The sequence below is a fragment of the Alcanivorax sp. DSM 26293 genome, assembly GCF_900107995.1.
GTDB lineage: Bacteria > Pseudomonadota > Gammaproteobacteria > Pseudomonadales > Alcanivoracaceae > Alcanivorax.
The window spans coordinates 31,901-48,933 of record NZ_FNUM01000007.1 but is presented as its reverse complement, the minus strand read 5'-3'; the positions used below and the strand labels follow the sequence as shown (position 1 = coordinate 48,933).

Here is a 17,033-nt window from a genome sequence, read left to right as displayed (position 1 = left end):
CTAGAGACGGACAGGAGAGTGTTGCTGACATGGCAGAAACGACCGTAAAGAAACTGGCCGACATCGTAGGGACCCCCGTCGAGAAACTGCTTTCGCAGATGAAAGACGCCGGGCTACCCCATGGCGATGCCAGCGAAGTGGTCTCCGATGAGCAGAAGCAGCAGCTTCTTGCCCATCTGCGCAAGTCCCATGGTGCCGCGGATACCGAAGCCAAGAAGATTACCCTCAAGCGCAAGTCCACCAGCACTATCAAGACCACCGGTGCGGCGGGCAAATCCAAGACCGTTAACGTGGAAGTGCGCAAGAAGCGCACCTACGTGAAGCGCGAAGCGCTTGAGGAGCAGGAACGCGAAGAAGCCGAACGCAAGGCGGCGGAAGAGGCTGCGCGTCTGGCGGAAGAAGAGAAACGCAAGGCGGAAGAAGCGGCCAAGCGTCAGGCCGAAGAAGAAGCGGCCAGCAAGAAAGAGGAAGAAGCCAAGGCTCGTGCGGAAGCCGAGCGTAAGGCTGCAGGTGAAAAGGCGGCGGAAGAAAAGACCAAGCGTGTCTCCGTGCCCAAGACGGCAACCGCCAAGAAGCCAGCCAAGACCGAAACCCCGGAAGAGAAAGCCAAGCGCGAGGAAGCGGAACGCAAGCAGCGTGAAGCGGATGAGGCCAAGCGCAAGCAAGAAGCCGAAGCTCGCAAGAAAGCGGAAGAAGAAGCCGCTCGCCGTACTGCTGAAGAAGCGGCGCGGATTGCTGCTGAGCTGGAAAAACGTGGCGATCAGGAAGAGAAAAAGCCTGAAGAAGAGGAAGACAAAGGGTCTTCCATTGTTGTTGCCGCCCAGGAAGCCAGTTATCAGCGTGAAGAGCGCCAGTCTCGTCGTCGTCGCCGCAAGCCGAAATCGGCGGGCGTTGCTCATGGGCAGATGAAGAGCTCCATGAACAAGCAGCACGGCTTTAAAACCCCGACGGAGAAGAAAATCTACGAAGTCGAAGTACCGGAAACCATTACCGTGGGCGATCTGGCCCAGCGCATGAACATCAAGGCCAAGGAACTGATCAAGGCCATGATGAAGATGGGTGAAATGGCGACGGTCAACCAGTTTATTGATCAGGAAACCGCGTTTTTGCTGGTGGAAGAAATGGGCCACAAGGCCGTCGCCAGCAAAGGTCAGGAAGAAGTTCTCGAAGATCACCTGGCCGATATGGTCAACCGTGACGATGTGGACCTGAATGATCGTGCGCCGGTAGTCACCATCATGGGGCACGTGGACCACGGTAAAACCTCCCTGCTGGATTATATCCGCAAGGCCAAGGTGGCCGACGGTGAAGCGGGCGGCATTACCCAGCACATCGGTGCTTACCACGTACAGCATGAGAAGGGCATGATCACCTTCCTGGACACCCCGGGTCACGCCGCTTTTACGGCCATGCGTGCGCGTGGTGCCAAAGCCACTGATATCGTGGTGATTGTAGTCGCCGCAGACGATGGCGTGATGCCGCAAACCGAAGAGGCGATCAATCACGCCAAGGCATCCGGTGCCCCGATCATCATTGCCGTGAACAAGATTGATAAAGAGCAGGCAGACCCGGACCGGGTTCGTAACGAGCTGGCCACCAAGGACGTGATTCCGGAAGAGTGGGGCGGTGAATATCAGTTCATCAACGTATCCGCGCACTCCGGCCAGGGCGTGGATGACCTGCTGGATGCCATCCTGCTGCAGTCAGAATTGCTGGAACTGAAATCGCCGGCCACCGGCTCGGCCACCGGTGTGGTGATCGAATCGCGCATTGAAAAAGGTCGCGGTACCGTTGCCTCCATTCTGGTGCAGGCAGGTGAGCTGAATATTGGTGACATGCTGCTGGCCGGTGCGCACTTCGGTCGCGTGCGGGCCATGGTGGACGAGAACGGCAAGCCGATCACCTCTGCCGGCCCCTCCATCCCGGTGGAAGTGCTGGGCCTGGACGGTGCCCCGGAAGCGGGTGAACAGGTACAGGTTGTTCCCGACGAGAAGAAAGCCCGCGAAGTGGCCGAGTTCCGTCAGGAGCGTGACCGTGACCTGAAGCTCAAGCGTCAACAGGCGTCCAAGCTGGAAAACCTGTTTGCCAACATGGGCAGTGAAGAAATCAAGACCGTCAACATCGTTCTCAAGACCGATGTGCGCGGTTCCCTGGAAGCCCTCACCGGTGCCCTTAATGATCTGGGCACGGAAGAGGTGAAGGTGAACCTTGTGTCTGCCGGTGTCGGTGCGATCAACGAGTCAGACGTCAATCTGGCAATGACCAGTGAAGCCGTGCTGCTGGGCTTCAACGTCCGTGCTGATTCCAAGGCCAAGAAACTGTGCGAGCAGGAAGGTCTGGATCTGCGCTACTACAGCGTCATCTATGAGCTGATCGACGACGTCAAGTCGGCCATGAGCGGCCTGCTGGCGCCGGAGAAGCGCGAAGAGATTCTCGGTACCGCCCAGGTTCGCGACGTGTTCCGTTCCTCCAAGTTCGGTGCCGTGGCTGGCTGTATGGTTATCGAAGGTACCTTGTACCGCAATCGGCCGATCCGCGTGCTGCGCGACGATGTGGTGGTCTTCGAAGGCGAGCTGGAATCCCTGCGTCGCTTCAAGGACGACGTCCAGGAAGTTCGCAACGGCATGGAGTGTGGTATTGCCGTGAAGAGCTACAACGACGTGAAGGAAGGCGACAAGATCGAAGTCTTCGAAGTGAAGGAGGTGGCGCGCTTCCTTTAAGGAGCGTGCCCCGTTAACCATGAGTCGCCATCGTCGCCCGCAGGGCTTTAACCGCACTGATCGGATTGCCGACCAGATACAGCGTGAGCTGTCGCGGTTATTGCAGTTTGAAATGAAAGACCCGCGGGTAAACCTGGCCACCATTCAGGATGTGACGGTGTCCCGGGACCTGTCCTTTGCCGACGTGTATTTCACGTTGCTTGGCAAAGGAGAGGAAGAGGGCGCGGAAGCGGAAGCCGTGCTGGTGAAAGCCAGTGGTTTCCTGCGCAGCAGCCTGGCGCAAAGCCTCAATACCCGCACTACCCCGAAATTGCGTTTCCATTACGACATGACCCCGGAGCGGGCGGCCCATCTTTCCCAGCTGATCGATGACGCCCGAGCGGAAGACCGGGAATTGCGTCCGGACAACGACGAAACCGAAAACGATTAGTGTAGCGGAGCTGTCAGGTGGCAAAACGTCGTCCCCGTGGCCGTAACGTCAACGGCATTCTGCTGTTGGATAAAAACAGTGGCGTCAGCAGTAATGGTGCCCTGCAGATGGCCAAGAAAATGTTTGCGGCAGCCAAGGCCGGCCACACCGGTAGCTTGGACCCACTGGCTACCGGGATGTTGCCGATCTGTTTTGGTGAAGCCACCAAGTTCAGCCAGTTCCTGCTGGAATCTGACAAGAGCTACCGGGTGACCGCCAAATTAGGCGTGATCACGGAAACCGGTGATGCGGATGGTGAGGTAGTCAGAACCGCCGACGTAACCGCCAGCCCGGCCCAGATTGAAGATGCCCTGATGTCCTTTAAGGGGGATATCGAGCAGGTGCCGAGCATGTATTCGGCGATCAAGTATGATGGCGTGCCGCTCTACAAGCTGGCCCGCGAAGGCAAAACCGTGGAGCGCAAAGCGCGCCCGGTAACGATTTATGATATCCGCATCCTGCGAATCGAAGGTGATGAGCTGGAATTCGAGGTGGATTGTTCCAAAGGCACCTATGTGCGCTCGCTGGTGGAAGATACCGGTGAAAAGCTGGGTTGTGGCGGCCATGTGACGGCGCTGCGCCGCTTGTCAGCCGGCCCCTACCCGGCGGAACGCATGCTGACCCTGGAGCAGCTGGGCAAGATCAAGGAAACCGGTGGTTTTGAGGCAATCGACGAGCTGCTCTTGCCTTTATCTACCAGCGTGGCAGACTGGCCGCGCATTGAGCTGGGTGACAATGCTGCCTATTACCTGCAGCAGGGTCAGCCAGTGATGAGCTCAGACCGTCCCGCGGACGGCTGGGTCAGTATTTACCAGGCATCCAGTGAAGAATTTCTGGGTGTCGGTGAAGTGCTGGAAGACGGGCGCATTGCGCCGCGTCGACTGGTATCGGGCTAGGGAGCCTCTGTATAACTCCTTGCATGCTCAGTCTTTCAGGCTGGCTCGCAATCTAGGCGCGATTTTGAAGGTGTATGTCCATCCATCAAAAAAGCGCAACAACGAGTGCGGGCCAGCCTGAAAGACCCGGAGGGCGCGGCCTGAAGGGCACATCTGCTGCGCTTTGTCGCTAGGAAAGGGAACCACCCTGTCCGTCGCGACAAAACACAACAGCTGAACCCTTCAGGCCACGCTGAGTACGCAAGGAGTTATAAAGAGGCTCCCCGAGCCCAATGAGCGACGGCAGCTATAAATATGCATGGCTGACCGCGTCTTTTTATTGAGCATATTGGAGAAATAGCATGGCATTAACCACTGAACAGAAAGCGGAAATCCTGAAAGAGCACGGCCAGAAAGAAGGCGATACCGGTTCCCCGGAAGTGCAGATTGCTCTGCTGAGCGCCAACATCAACGGCCTGCAGGACCACTTCAAGGGTCACAAGAAGGATCACCACAGCCGTCGCGGCCTGATCCGCATGGTAAACCAGCGTCGTAAGCTGCTGGACTACCTGGCCAAGAAGGACCGTACCCGTTACCTGCAGCTGATTGAAAAGCTGGGTCTGCGTCGTTAAAAGACAGCAGATCGGGTAACCCCCAACAGAAGCTCGGCAGCCGCCGGGCTTCTGTTGTTTCTGGCCTGCGGAAAATCAGGCGGTAAGATCGCGCCAAGGTATCGTGGGCCAGAGGGCTCAGGCGTGTCTCCAGGCCAATTTACGGTTGGGCCAGGCGCCCTGGCGGGATATGATGCCCGGGCAAAAGATGAATTGTTATCAGAGGCATGGGCCTCGAAGATTGTCGTGAAGAGAGAAGAGACGAGATATGTTCAATAAAATCACTAAACAGATTCAGTTCGGCCGTGACACGGTAACCCTGGAAACCGGGCAAATTGCCCGCCAGGCCACCGCCGCTGTCATGGTCCGTATCGGTGACACCGAAGTGCTGGTCACCGTAGTAGGCAAGAAAGAAGCGGATCCCAGCAAGAACTTCTTCCCCCTGACCGTTAACTACCAGGAAAAGACCTACGCCGCCGGCCGTATCCCGGGTGGCTTTTTCAAGCGTGAAGGTCGTCCCAGCGAAAAAGAAACCCTGACCTGCCGCCTGATTGACCGCCCCATTCGCCCGCTGTTTCCCAAGGGCTTCATGAATGAAGTGCAGGTCGTTGCCACGGTCATGTCCGCTGACAAGAACCAGGATCCGGATATCGCCGCCCTGATTGGCACTTCGGCCGCCCTGTCCATTTCCGGTATTCCGTTTGGTGGCCCTATCGGCGCCGCCCGCGTGGGCTTCAAGGATGGCATGTACATCCTCAACCCCAGCCGCAGTGAGCTGGAAGAATCCGCGCTGGACCTGGTGGTTGCCGGTACCGAGCCTGCCGTATTGATGGTGGAATCCGAAGCCAAGGAGCTGTCCGAAGACCAGATGCTGGGTGCGGTGCTGTTTGGTCACATGGAGATGCAGCCGGTTATCCAGGGCATCAAGGAATTTGCCGCCGAAGTGGGCACCCCGAAGTGGGATTGGCAGGCACCTGCCGAGAATACCGAGCTGAAAAATGCCATCAAGGAAAAGTTCGAAGGCGCTCTGGCTGAAGCCTATACCATCACCGAGAAGATGGCCCGTTACGCCAAAGTGGGCGAGCTGCGTGATGCCTGCGTAGACGCGTTTGCTACCGGTGAAGAAGGTGCTCCGGAAGCCGGGGAAGTGAAGGAGCTGTTCGGCAAGGTCGAGAAATCCGTGGTCCGTGAAGCGGTCGTGTCCGGCAAGCCACGTATCGACGGTCGCGCCCTGGATGCGGTGCGTGCTATCGAGTGTCAAGTGGGCGTGCTGGCCAAGACTCACGGTTCCGCCCTGTTCACCCGTGGTGAAACCCAGGCGATCGTTACCGCCACCCTGGGCGGCATGCGTGATGCCCAGTTTATCGATGCACTGGAAGGGTCCCGTCAGGACCACTTCATGCTGCAGTACAACTTCCCTCCCTACTGTGTGGGCGAAACCGGCATGATCGGCTCTCCCAAGCGTCGCGAGATCGGTCACGGCCGTCTGGCCCGTCGCGGTGTGGAAGCGGTCGTGCCCAACGAAAAAGATTTCCCGTACTCCATTCGCGTGGTGTCCGAAATCACTGAGTCCAACGGTTCCTCCTCCATGGCGTCCGTCTGTGGCACCTCCATGGCGCTGATGGATGCCGGTGTACCCCTGGCCGCGCCGGTGGCCGGTATCGCCATGGGCCTGGTGAAGGAAGAAGACGGCCGCTTCGCGGTACTGTCCGATATCCTCGGTGATGAAGATCACCTGGGCGACATGGACTTCAAGGTGGCCGGTACTGCCCGTGGCGTCACCGCCCTGCAGATGGACATCAAGATCGAAGGCATCACTGAAGAGATCATGGAAAAGGCGCTGGAGCAGGCCAATGCCGGTCGTATCCATATCCTCGGTGAAATGGCCAAGGCGATTGCTGAGTCCCGCACCCAGGTATCTGACAATGCGCCGACCCTGCTGACCCTGAAGATCAACCCGGACAAAATCCGTGACGTGATCGGTAAAGGCGGCGCCACCATCCGTGCGCTGACCGAAGAGACTGGCTGTACCATCGATCTGGAAGACGATGGCAGCGTGAAGATCTACGGTGAGACCCGCGAGAAAGCGGAAGAAGCCGTGCGCCGTGTGGAAGAGATCACTGCCGAAGCGGAAGTGGGTGCTATCTACGAAGGCAAGGTCACCAAGGTGGTGGATTTCGGCGCATTCGTGGCGATCATGCCCGGTACCGAAGGTCTGCTGCACATCTCCCAGATCGCTGAAGAGCGGGTGGAGAAGGTGTCTGACTACGTCAATGAAGGCGACCTGATCAAGGTGAAGGTGCTCGACGTGGATCAGCGTGGCCGTATCAAGCTGTCCATGAAGGAAGCGAAGGAAGACTAATTCTTCCTTTTCCCCATTCAAAAAGGCCGGCTTTTGCCGGCCTTTTTGGTTTTGGAAAAGTCGGTTTCTGATTGTGGCGGAATTGTTGCAAAAAAATGTTATGCAAATAGAATGCGCGACTTGGTCTGAAAATTAAATCTATGGAAGGGAAATAATAATGAGGAATGTCGCGTTTCTCTGCCTGCTTGCTCTGGCAGTATTCAGTTCAACAGGTTGTACATCGCTGAGCCGGGCTGATGAAGTTCGTTTGCGTGAGCTCAATGCTGTCGGTATTCAGGATACCGAGGTGAAAGTAAAGCACCCGGGCGTGGCTGGTGGCCTGAACCTGTTGCCGGGTTTCGGTAATTTCTATTTGGGCATTGGGACGAACGAAGGTGCCCAGTGGACGTATGGCTTTCTGAATCTGTTGTTCTGGCCAGCATCCGTTATCTGGGGTGTTCCACAAGGGGCCATTGATGCAAATACGATTAATAAGAAAGAGACGGTCTACTATTACACCTATGACCCGCATGGGAAGAAGGAATTCAAACAGCTAGAGGCCTCTCTGGCAGACCAGATGCTCGATGAGCAAGCCTCATTGTAAGACTGGATAGAATGAAAAAAGGCAGCCAGATGGCTGCCTTTTTTGTGTGTGGGAAACGGCCGGATGGCGGGGCTTACTGATTCAGCCGGGTATCGATCAGCTGATCCACCACCGCCGGGTCTGCGAGGGTGGAGGTATCGCCCAGGCTGTCCAGCTCGTTGGCGGCGATCTTGCGCAGGATGCGGCGCATGATCTTGCCGGAACGGGTTTTGGGGAGGCCGGGGGCGAAGTGGATCAGGTCCGGTTTGGCGATGGGGCCAATTTCCTGGGTCACCATATCCCGAAGCTCCTTGACCAGCTCCTCGCTGCTTTCCTTGCCGGCCATCAGCGACACGTAGGCATAGATACCCTGGCCCTTCACATCGTGTTGGTAGCCAACCACGGCAGCTTCGGAAATGCTGGTATGCAGTACCAGGGCGGACTCGATCTCGGCGGTGCCCAGGCGGTGGCCGGAGACGTTGAGTACGTCGTCCACCCGACCGGTGATCCAGTAGTAACCATCCTCGTCGCGACGGGCGCCGTCACCGGTGAAGTAGTAGCCCTTGTAGGCACTGAAATAGGTATCAATCAGCCGCTGGTGATCGCCATAGACGGTACGGATCTGGCTGGGCCAGCTGGCCTTGATGGCCAGATTGCCGGAGGTGGCGCCCTCCAGCTCGTTGCCGTCCGGGTCCATCAGCACGGGTTGCACCCCGAACATGGGCAGGGTGGCAGAGCCGGCTTTCAGATCCACGGCACCCGGCAGCGGTGCGATCATGATGGCGCCGGTTTCGGTCTGCCACCAGGTATCCACGATGGGGCAGCGGGACTCGCCCACCACCTTGTAATACCACTCCCAGGCTTCCGGGTTGATAGGTTCGCCTACCGTGCCCAGCAACTTCAGGCTGGCCCGGGAGGTTTTGGTGACCGGCTCGTCGCCCAGGCCCATGAGGGCGCGAATGGCGGTGGGTGCGGTGTAGAAGATATTCACCTTGTGCTTGTCCACCACTTGCCAGCAGCGTGAGGCGTCCGGGTAAGTGGGGACGCCCTCGAACATCAGGGTGGTGGCACCATTGGCCAGCGGTCCGTAGACAATATAGCTGTGCCCGGTGATCCAGCCCACATCGGCGGTGCACCAGTAGATGTCACCCTCGTGATAATCGAACACATATTTATGGGTCAGTGCAGTGTTGAGCAGATAGCCGGCGGTCGTGTGGACGACGCCTTTGGGCTTGCCCGTGGAGCCGGACGTGTAAAGGGTGAACAGTGGGTCTTCCGCTTCGACCCATTCTGGTTCGCAGTCGCTGGAGGCTTCCGCCATGGCCTCGTGGTACCAGACATCCCGGTCTGCCTGCCAGTCCACATCGCCGCCGGTGCGTTTGACCGTCAGGCAGGTATGCACGCTCTCGATCCCGGCCATGGCCTTGTCGGCATTCACTTTCAGGGGGACGGTTTTGCCACCGCGGACCCCTTCGTCGGCGGTGATGACGGCACAGGCACCGGCATCCTGAATGCGATCTTTCAGGGCTTCCGGGGAGAAGCCGCCAAACACGACGGAGTGAATGGCGCCGATGCGGGCGCAGGCCAGCATGGCGTAGGCGGCTTCGGGAATCATCGGCATGTAGATCACCACGCGATCGCCTTTCTTGACGCCACGGGTTTTCAGCACATTACCGAATTTGCTGACTTCCTCGAATAGTTGCTGGTAGGAAATGTGCTTGTCCTGATCCGGCTCATCGCCTTCCCAGATAATGGCCGTCTGGTTGGCCCGTTCTGGCAGATGTCGATCGACACAGTTGTAGCATACGTTGAGGGTGGCGCCCTTGAACCAGGCAGCACGGCCTTCGTGGAAGTCCCAGTCACTGACCGTGTCCCAGGGGGTTTTCCAGTCCAGTAATTCCCGGGCCCGGTCCGCCCAGAAGGTATCCGGGTCATTGATGGACTGGGCATACCATGTCTCGTAGGTATCGCGATCCATCAGGGTCTGGGCTTTGAAATCTGCGGGAACAGGGTGAATGTGGGTCTTGGACATCAGGGCCTCCTTGGGATACTGCCAGTGGGGAGCGCGCTTCAGGGGCTCCCGGCTTTCCCTTGATTATTGTGTGACGCTTCCCGGCTGGCTATTCAACCATGGTCGAAGGGGGGAAACGGCTAGGTTGCTACCAAGAGTAAACAATGTGTTGGTCAATGGCCAAGGACAGAACAGTGAACGACCGCAAATGCATGGCGGCGGGTGGGGAAGGGGCACGGGAAAGCGGAGGCATAAAAAAACGCCGGCAAAAGCCGGCGTTTCAGGAATTCCTTTTCAGGTTCCGGTATCAGGCGACCTGTACCGGAATCGCGTTGCTGGTGCCTTTGACTTCGTTGCCTTCCGCCATGTAGATCAGGCTAGGCTTGAAGTTGACCAGTTCGGCGCTGGAATAGCTGGCGTAGGCGCAGATAATCACCCGGTGGCCAGGCTGGGCTTTATGCGCAGCGGCACCGTTGACGGAGATGATCTTGGAACCGGCTTCGCCACGAATGGCGTAGGTTTCAAAGCGCTCACCGTTATCGATGTTATAGATCTGGATCTGTTCGTATTCCAGGATACCCGCCATGTCCATCAGGTCACCGTCAATGGCACAGGACCCTTCGTACTCAAGTTCCGCGTGGGTGACTCGAGCCTGATGGAGTTTTGCTTTCAGCATGGTGCACTGCATCTTGGTTACCTCTTGCGCTACCCGAAGCCTGCAGACACACGGTGTTGCCACCACACAGGCACTTCAAGGGGCCGGAAGTATGCATGAATCACCGGTCACGCACAACGGCCAGACTGACATTGTCTATCAATCGAGTATTCCCCAGTTTGGCGGCCACAGCGACCACCAGATCGGTATCCCCGGCGCTGGCGGGCGCCAGGCTGCGCGCGTTGGCGACAGTCAGATAGTCCACCTGGAAGCCGGCCTGGTTCAGGCTGTCCCGGTAGCGCTGTTCCAGGGCCCGATAATCCTGTTCGCCGCCTTCAATATCGGCTTTCAGGGTTTGCAGGGTTTGGTATATCTGTGGCGCGAGTGTGCGCTCACTTTCGGTCAAAAAGCCATTGCGTGAACTGCGCGCCAGACCGTCACTCTCCCGACTGGTGGGGGCGCCGACGATCTTGACCGGAAACAGCAGTTCTTCGCTCATGCGGCGAAGAATGGCCAGTTGCTGAAAGTCCTTTTCGCCGAATACGGCCACATCCGGCTGAACAATGTTAAACAGTTTGGCCACCACCGTGGTAACGCCCCGAAAGTGACCTTCCCGGCTGGCCCCGCACAGATGCTCGCCCAGAGCGTCCACGTCTACCCAGGTCTGGTTCTGGCCAGAGGGGTACATCTCGTCCACGGAGGGGGCAAAGAGCAGGTCTGTGCTCGCGTCCACCAGGGCAGCGGCATCCGCGTCCAGGGTGCGCGGGTAGCGGTCGAAATCCTCGTTGGGGCCGAACTGGGTCGGGTTGACGAAGATGGAGACCACCACCACGTCGCAACGGGCACGGGCTTCCTTGATCAGGCTGATATGACCGTCATGGAGGTTGCCCATGGTGGGCACAAACCCCACGGACAGACCTTTCTGGTGCCAGCCGCGCACATATTCACGAACCTGGGAGACAGTATGGACGGTTTGCATCGGGAATCCTCGGGTAAGAAAGCTGCAAGCCACAAGCTTCAAGCTACAAGGCGCGGGGGAGGCCAGTGCTGACTGACTGGCTCCCTGCCCGCGATTTTTTGCCGGGGGATTCTTCCCCAAGCGTTTGTGCGCGGACCAAAATGCTGCAGTTTTACGATGTCCTGACCCGCGTTGTAGCTTGAAGCTTGTAGCTTGCCGCTGGTTTTTCTAGAAACAATGCTCATCGGCAGGAAAGCTGCCGTCTTTCACTGCCTGGTCATAGGCCTGGAAGGCGGCACGAATATCGCCGGTTTCCGCCATGAAATCCTTCACGAAGCGGGCCGGTTTGCCGGGGCTGATGCCGAGCATGTCGTGCATCACCAGCACCTGAGCGTCGCACTCCGGGGCTGCGCCGATGCCGATGACCGGCACGCTCACTTCCTGGGTAATACGGGCGCTGAGCTCCCGGGGCACGCACTCCAGCAGCAGCATGGCGGCGCCGGCCGCATCCAGTGCTTTGGCCGCTGCCAGCAGTTCGCTGGCGCCGGCGTCATCCTTGCCCTGGACCCGGTAGCCGCCGAGAGCGTTCACCGCCTGGGGAGTCAGGCCCAGATGGGCGCAGACCGGGATGCCATTGCGATTGAGGATCTCGATGCTGTCCGCCAGCCAGGCGCTGCCTTCCAGCTTGACCATATTGGCGCCGGCCTGCATGAGCGCCGTGGCGGTTTCCAGCGCACGTTCCAGGGTGGCGGCCCCCATGAAGGGCACATCAGCAATGATCAGGCTGCCCTGATTGCCCCGGGCCACGCATTCCGTGTGGTAGGCCATCTGTTCCAGGGTCACCGGTACCGTGCTGCTCTGGCCCTGTATCACGTTTCCCAGGGAGTCCCCCACCAGAATGGCGTCTACGCCGGCTTCCGAAATCAGCCGGGAAAAACAGGCGTCGTAAGCGGTGAGTACGGAAAATTTCTCGCCGTCCTGTTTGCGTTTATGCAGGGTGCGGATGGTTACTGACATGGGAAACCTCCCAGGGAAATTCAGTTGAAAGGTGAAAGTTGAAAGTTGAAACGCGGTCAAGTCTGAAGCTGTGTACAGGTTGTGCCCGCGAGGCTGTCAAAAGTGTCGCGGGCAGGGCGTCATCAGAGAGGCGACATGCTATTCCGCGCTTTTGAGCTTTCAACTTTGAACTTTCAACTCAGTCGACCAGCGGCCGGGGGTTAAAATAGTGGCGCCCGGAACGGATGTCCAGCAACTCGCTCACCAGTTGCTGGTAGTCGCGATCGTGGTTGACCAGATCAATCTCCGCCGCATTGACGATCAGCAGCGGTGCGCGGTCATAAAAATGGAAGAATTCGGTGTAGGCATCGCTTAGACGGTCCAGGTAATCGCTCTGGATGCCCTGCTCGAAATCGTTGCCACGGCGCCCGATGCGCTGGCGCAGTACCTGGGAAGGCGCCTGCAGATAAATCACCAGATCCGGTTGTGGTGCATCGAGAGTGAGGTGGTCATCCACATTGCGGTATAGCTCGAATTCATCATCGTCCAGAGTGACCCGGGCAAACAGCCGGTTCTTGTCGATCAGGAAGTCGGCGATACGGGGCCCGGCGAACAGGTCCTGCTGCTGGATCTGGCGTAACTGGTCGGCACGCTGAAACAGGAAGAACAGCTCGGTTTGCAGGGCATAACGGGCCGGGTCTTGATAAAAGCGGGTGAGGAAGGGATTGTCGCTGGCCTGTTCCAGCAGCAGGTCATAGCCAAAGGTCATTGCCAGGCGTTTCGCCAGGCTGGTCTTGCCGGCACCAATAGGCCCCTCTACCGCGATAAAGCGCGGCAGCGTGCGGGCCTGGCGACGTTGTTCAATGCGTTCGGTTAGGGTTTTGTCATTCGATGAGTGCATCGCGATCCAGCTCTGCCAACGGTGAAATCGGTTGTTCAGCTACCTGACCGAGAAAACTACGCAGTGCGGTGCCATCCGGCAAGAGGGCATGAGGGCAAATTTCCAGGAGCGGTTCCAGGACAAAAGCCCGCCGGGTCATTTGCGGGTGGGGAACTTGCAGATCGTCACTGTCAATGTGGCTGTCGCCGATCAGCAGGATGTCCAGATCCAGGGTGCGTTCGCCCCAATGGCGCAGGCGTTGCCGGCCCGCCGCCAGTTCCAGGGCCTGCAGGGTATGCAGTAGGGCGTGGGGGGAGAGTGGGGTGTCAATGTCGGCCACGGCATTGACGTAGTCCGGCTGGTCCCGGGGGCCCACAGGAGCGCTGGCATACAGGCGCGAATGGTGACACAGGGTCAGGCCGGGTAGCCGTTGCAGCGCCCGCAGGGCCGAGATCAGCCGCTGCGAGGGGTGGTCCAGATTGCTGCCAAGGCCAATGAACGCGTGCATAAGGGCTCTCGGTTCTGATCAGGAAAGGGCAGGCTGGGAGTTGCGAGAAGCGAGTTTCGAAAACCAACACCGGGTTGCCTTTCGAAGCTCGCTCTTCCTCGCTCGCCTTGTTTTGTCAGCCTTCCGCTGCCGGCTTTTTCCGCCGCCGTCGTCGTTTGTTGCCACCGCCGGACGGGTTGCCCAGCTGGCTGATCATCTGCCGGCGGCCCTGCTCATCCTGTTCCTGGTAGCGGGTCCACCAATCGCCAAGTCCCGGCTTGATTTCGTCGGCCTGCTCGCGCAGCAACAGGAAATCATAGGCGGCGCGGAAGCGGGGATGTTCCATCAGGGCATCAGCGCGCTTGCCGGCACGTTTATCCAGACGCAGCTGCAGTTCCCACATTTCTCGCATCACTGTGGAGAAACGTCGCGGGATGGCGGTGTGCTTGATCTGCTGATTGAGGGCACGGGTGGCGCTCTTGTGCAGAGCCTGGGCCGGCGGCAGACCGCTGGAAAGGTAGTGCCCCATGCGCTGCTGAATCACCGGCCACAGCAGTACTGCATAGATAAAGGCGGGGGTGACCGGCTTGTTATCGGCCAGGCGTTTGTCGGTATTGTCCATGGCAGCCAGCAGCATGGCCTCCCAGATGTTCCCTTTTTCACCCTCCAGCGCTTGCTGGGTTTCCGGAAACAGGAAGCGAAACAGGCCCAGGTGCTGGAGTTGCTCGTAGGACTCCCGGGCATGGCCGCTGAGGAACAGCTTTAGCACCTCATCGAACAGGCGGGCGGCGGGGACTTGCAGCAGTAACTCGGCCAGTTCCGGAATCGGATCGCCGGTGGCAGGGTCGATGTGAAAGCCCAGTTTGGCGGCAAAGCGGGCGGCGCGCAGCATACGGACCGGGTCTTCCCGGAAGCGGGTCTCCGGGTCGCCAATCAGGTGGATGACCTCTTGTTCGATATCATCCAGGCTGCCGACAAAGTCATGCAGAGTGAAGTCGGCGATGTTGTAGTACAGCGCGTTGATGGTGAAATCCCGCCGCAGGGCATCTTCCTCGATACTGCCCCAGGTGTTGTCGCGCAAGACCAGGCCGGTTTCCTCGTGGGCGTGATGCTGGTCCCGGTCCGGGTTGTCCTCGCGATTCATGGCACGGAAGGTGGAGACCTCGATGACCTCGCGGCCAAAACGCACATGCACGATCTGGAAACGACGACCGATGATGCGGCTGCGCTTGAACAGGCGATTCACCTGTTCCGGCGTGGCATTGGTGGATACGTCGAAATCCTTGGGCTCGCGACCGCAGAGAATGTCCCGCAGGCAACCGCCCACCAGATAGGCTTCAAAGCCGGCCTTGTGCAAGCCATAGAGCACATCCAGTGCAGCGCGAGACACCTGTTTGCGGGAGATGGGATGTTGGTCGCGGGGAATGACTCGCGGTTCGAACGTTCTGCGGTTTTTTGGGGAACCCTTCTTAAACCAGTCAGTCATACGTTCCAGGAACTTGCAGGGCATGCGTCAGTATTAGCCTCAAGGTGTGCAATAAAGCGGCGATAGTAGCACTTTTTCTCGTCTATTGAGATACTGGCCGGTTTGGGCGTGGCCCAGAAAGTAAAAAGGAGCCACAACCGAAGTTGTGACTCCCATATTTTGCGCTGATTCTGTTGTTATTATTGTTTGTGTTGTTTTCTGCCTTGTCGCTGCAATCATCAGTTGCAGCAGCATTGCATTGGCTCGTGAAATTATTCTTCTTCTTTCTTGTTGTTATTGTTGAGCCTGTACGCCGATGTTTTTTTTGTTAGCTGGCGTGGGATTCATAGTGCCCGTCACACCGGGGCAATGCAACAAAGAGTGAATTCCTTAAAAAACAAAGACTTGTGATCAATAATTAAAATAACCGTAAATAGTTTCACGAAATTTGTAACCTTGGTGTTACCTGCCTGTGTAGCGCGGTAACACTTATGCCCATCGCGGCTCTTTTGTCAGGAAATCCAGAACGGGGTGTGGGCATCAGGGCGCAATATTTTTTACATGGCCTGGCGCAAATCCCGTCTCGCCGGTTCTCTGGCCCGGACAAGCGGTTAATTAGCGGCGACCACCGGCTTTTTTGCGGGGAATGCCCAGTCGCTGCCGGCGCTCCCACAGGCTCTTGCGACTGATGCCCAGTTTCTGGGCCAGCTCGGTTTCGGTCATGCTGTCCTGATTTTCCATGACAAAGCGGGTGAAATAATCCTCCAGGGACAGGTCTTCACTGGGATCCAGGCTGGCGCGGCTCACTCGCTGCGGGGTGCGGTTGGGGTTCAGCCCCAACTGGGAGGGGCCGATGCCGTCTTCTTCAGTGAGAATAATGGCTCGCTCGATCACGTTTTCCAGCTCCCGCACATTGCCGGGCCAGCTGTACCCGACCATGGCCTGCCAGGCCGCATCGGTAAAGTAGAGGTCGTGGCGATTGAGTTTCTCGCAGCCGCGTGCGAGCAGGGCGTTGGCCAGGCTTTGCAGGTCATCCTGGCGCTCGCGCAGGGGAGGAAGGGTCAGTTCCATCACATTGAGCCGGTAGTACAGATCCTGACGGAAATGGCCCTCAGCAACCCGGCCGGGTAAATCCAGCTGGCTACTGGCAAGGATGCGCACGTCCACCTTGCGCGGTGACAGGGAGCCCTGGCGATGTATTTCGTGATGGGTGAGCAGGGTCAGCAGACGGCTTTGCACATCGCTGTTCAATTCACCGACTTCGTCGAGAAACAGGGTGCCGCCATCGGCTTCTTCGATGCGCCCGGCGCTTTCTTCATCGCCGAACAGTTCCGTCAGCTGCAAGTTTTTTGGCAGTGCGGCGCACTGTACCGAGATCAGCGGGCCGCCACCCCGTTCGCTTTGCTCATGGAGGGCGCGGGCGGTCAGTTCCTTGCCGGTGCCGGACTCGCCCATGATCAGCACCGGTGTATTGGTGGGGCCTACCCGCTGGATGCGATGCTTGAGCTCCTGCATGGCATCGCTGGTACCGATCATATTATGCACCGGGTAGCTGCGTTCCATATCCCGACGCAGAGCGCGATTGCCTCTATTCAGACGACCTTCCTTGAGCACCCGCTCAACGGCCAGCAGCATTTCATCGTGATCGAAGGGCTTGGGAATATAGTCCACCGCACCCTGGCGCATGGCGTCTACCGCGGAGCGCAGGCTGGCATAACTGGTCATGATCAGCACAGGGGTCGCGCCGGCACTGGCAATCAGGGCGGTGCCGGGCTCGCCGGGCAGGCGCAGGTCGCTGATGATGAGATCAAACTGATTGAGGTGCTGCTCCCGGGCCTGCTCCACGGAGTCGGCTTCTGCCACGGAGTGTTCGTGGCGTACCAGCAGTTTGCGCAGCGCACCGCGAATCACCGGTTCATCTTCAACAATCAGGATGTGACTCATGTATCGCTGGGTCCTTACTTGTCGGGTTGAGCAGGATA

Annotated in this window: 15 protein-coding genes; 6 read left to right on the top strand and 9 right to left on the bottom strand. The window is 58.4% G+C overall.

From position 1 onward, the window contains the following. Nucleotides 1–29 precede the first annotated feature (29 nt). The 6 genes from infB to C4S63_RS12960 all read left to right on the top strand — a co-directional run bounded on the left by infB (nt 30) and on the right by C4S63_RS12960 (nt 7,620). Nucleotides 30–2,720, top strand: coding sequence for a translation initiation factor IF-2 (gene infB / locus C4S63_RS12985; RefSeq protein WP_062817073.1), 2,691 nt, complete (start codon nt 30–32; stop codon nt 2,718–2,720). Between the two features lie 19 nt (nt 2,721–2,739). Beyond that, a complete protein-coding gene (rbfA, locus tag C4S63_RS12980) occupies nt 2,740–3,150 on the top strand; it encodes a 30S ribosome-binding factor RbfA (protein WP_062817072.1) in 411 nt (136 codons plus the stop codon). 17 nt (nt 3,151–3,167) lie between these two features. Then, nucleotides 3,168–4,085, top strand: coding sequence for a tRNA pseudouridine(55) synthase TruB (truB, locus tag C4S63_RS12975; protein ID WP_062817071.1), 918 nt, complete (start codon nt 3,168–3,170; stop codon nt 4,083–4,085). A 341-nt stretch (nt 4,086–4,426) separates the two neighbouring features. Then, nucleotides 4,427–4,696: a 30S ribosomal protein S15 gene (gene rpsO, locus C4S63_RS12970; RefSeq protein WP_062817070.1), complete on the top strand. Its 270-nt coding sequence runs from the start codon at nt 4,427–4,429 to the stop codon at nt 4,694–4,696. A gap of 247 nt (nt 4,697–4,943) precedes the next feature. After that, nucleotides 4,944–7,037, top strand: a complete 2,094-nt coding sequence (gene pnp / locus C4S63_RS12965) for a polyribonucleotide nucleotidyltransferase (protein ID WP_103917815.1) — start codon at nt 4,944–4,946, stop codon at nt 7,035–7,037. Between the two features lie 157 nt (nt 7,038–7,194). Continuing rightward, nucleotides 7,195–7,620, top strand: a complete 426-nt coding sequence (locus C4S63_RS12960; RefSeq protein ID WP_063509602.1) for a hypothetical protein — start codon at nt 7,195–7,197, stop codon at nt 7,618–7,620. Nucleotides 7,621–7,693: 73 nt separating this feature from the next. Here the strand turns inward: C4S63_RS12960 and acs are convergent, their stop codons facing one another. From acs to C4S63_RS12920, 9 genes are all read right to left on the bottom strand, one after another. Next, on the bottom strand, nt 7,694–9,631 hold the full coding sequence (acs, locus tag C4S63_RS12955; RefSeq protein WP_103917814.1) for an acetate--CoA ligase: 1,938 nt from the start codon (nt 9,629–9,631) through the stop codon (nt 7,694–7,696). 286 nt (nt 9,632–9,917) lie between these two features. After that, nucleotides 9,918–10,298, bottom strand: coding sequence for an aspartate 1-decarboxylase (panD, locus tag C4S63_RS12950; RefSeq protein ID WP_035248421.1), 381 nt, complete (start codon nt 10,296–10,298; stop codon nt 9,918–9,920). Between the two features lie 88 nt (nt 10,299–10,386). Continuing rightward, the gene (panC, locus tag C4S63_RS12945; RefSeq protein ID WP_063509604.1) at nt 10,387–11,244 is read right to left on the bottom strand and encodes a pantoate--beta-alanine ligase; all 858 of its coding nucleotides are present in this window, start codon (nt 11,242–11,244) and stop codon (nt 10,387–10,389) included. Nucleotides 11,245–11,451: 207 nt separating this feature from the next. After that, a complete protein-coding gene (gene panB, locus C4S63_RS12940; protein ID WP_103917813.1) occupies nt 11,452–12,240 on the bottom strand; it encodes a 3-methyl-2-oxobutanoate hydroxymethyltransferase in 789 nt (262 codons plus the stop codon). A gap of 178 nt (nt 12,241–12,418) precedes the next feature. Continuing rightward, nucleotides 12,419–13,120, bottom strand: coding sequence for a deoxynucleoside kinase (locus C4S63_RS12935; protein ID WP_062817064.1), 702 nt, complete (start codon nt 13,118–13,120; stop codon nt 12,419–12,421). Next, the gene (gene folK / locus C4S63_RS12930; RefSeq protein WP_103917812.1) at nt 13,104–13,607 is read right to left on the bottom strand and encodes a 2-amino-4-hydroxy-6-hydroxymethyldihydropteridine diphosphokinase; all 504 of its coding nucleotides are present in this window, start codon (nt 13,605–13,607) and stop codon (nt 13,104–13,106) included. The genes C4S63_RS12935 and folK overlap by 17 nt, the downstream gene beginning before the upstream one ends. A 115-nt stretch (nt 13,608–13,722) precedes the next feature. Then, complete coding sequence (gene pcnB / locus C4S63_RS12925) at nt 13,723–15,072, bottom strand: polynucleotide adenylyltransferase PcnB (RefSeq protein ID WP_235000018.1); 1,350 nt, start codon at nt 15,070–15,072, stop codon at nt 13,723–13,725. 39 nt (nt 15,073–15,111) lie between these two features. After that, complete coding sequence (locus tag C4S63_RS17300) at nt 15,112–15,306, bottom strand: hypothetical protein (protein ID WP_146063382.1); 195 nt, start codon at nt 15,304–15,306, stop codon at nt 15,112–15,114. 360 nt (nt 15,307–15,666) lie between these two features. Beyond that, on the bottom strand, nt 15,667–16,995 hold the full coding sequence (locus C4S63_RS12920; RefSeq protein ID WP_103917810.1) for a sigma-54 dependent transcriptional regulator: 1,329 nt from the start codon (nt 16,993–16,995) through the stop codon (nt 15,667–15,669). Between the last annotated feature and the right edge of the window lie 38 nt (nt 16,996–17,033).

What these genes read in the sequence shown, in the direction of transcription:
- folK (WP_103917812.1), bottom strand. Translation starts at nt 13,607, where the DNA reads ATGCACGCGTTCATTGGCCTTGGCAGCAATCTGGACCACCCCTCGCAG.
- panB (WP_103917813.1), bottom strand. Translation starts at nt 12,240, where the DNA reads ATGTCAGTAACCATCCGCACCCTGCATAAACGCAAACAGGACGGCGAG.
- rbfA (WP_062817072.1), top strand. Translation starts at nt 2,740, where the DNA reads ATGAGTCGCCATCGTCGCCCGCAGGGCTTTAACCGCACTGATCGGATT.
- acs (WP_103917814.1), bottom strand. Translation starts at nt 9,631, where the DNA reads ATGTCCAAGACCCACATTCACCCTGTTCCCGCAGATTTCAAAGCCCAG.
- C4S63_RS12920 (WP_103917810.1), bottom strand. Translation starts at nt 16,995, where the DNA reads ATGAGTCACATCCTGATTGTTGAAGATGAACCGGTGATTCGCGGTGCG.
- C4S63_RS12960 (WP_063509602.1), top strand. Translation starts at nt 7,195, where the DNA reads ATGAGGAATGTCGCGTTTCTCTGCCTGCTTGCTCTGGCAGTATTCAGT.
- panC (WP_063509604.1), bottom strand. Translation starts at nt 11,244, where the DNA reads ATGCAAACCGTCCATACTGTCTCCCAGGTTCGTGAATATGTGCGCGGC.
- panD (WP_035248421.1), bottom strand. Translation starts at nt 10,298, where the DNA reads ATGCAGTGCACCATGCTGAAAGCAAAACTCCATCAGGCTCGAGTCACC.
- pnp (WP_103917815.1), top strand. Translation starts at nt 4,944, where the DNA reads ATGTTCAATAAAATCACTAAACAGATTCAGTTCGGCCGTGACACGGTA.
- infB (WP_062817073.1), top strand. Translation starts at nt 30, where the DNA reads ATGGCAGAAACGACCGTAAAGAAACTGGCCGACATCGTAGGGACCCCC.
- pcnB (WP_235000018.1), bottom strand. Translation starts at nt 15,072, where the DNA reads ATGACTGACTGGTTTAAGAAGGGTTCCCCAAAAAACCGCAGAACGTTC.
- C4S63_RS17300 (WP_146063382.1), bottom strand. Translation starts at nt 15,306, where the DNA reads ATGCTGCTGCAACTGATGATTGCAGCGACAAGGCAGAAAACAACACAA.
- rpsO (WP_062817070.1), top strand. Translation starts at nt 4,427, where the DNA reads ATGGCATTAACCACTGAACAGAAAGCGGAAATCCTGAAAGAGCACGGC.
- C4S63_RS12935 (WP_062817064.1), bottom strand. Translation starts at nt 13,120, where the DNA reads ATGCACTCATCGAATGACAAAACCCTAACCGAACGCATTGAACAACGT.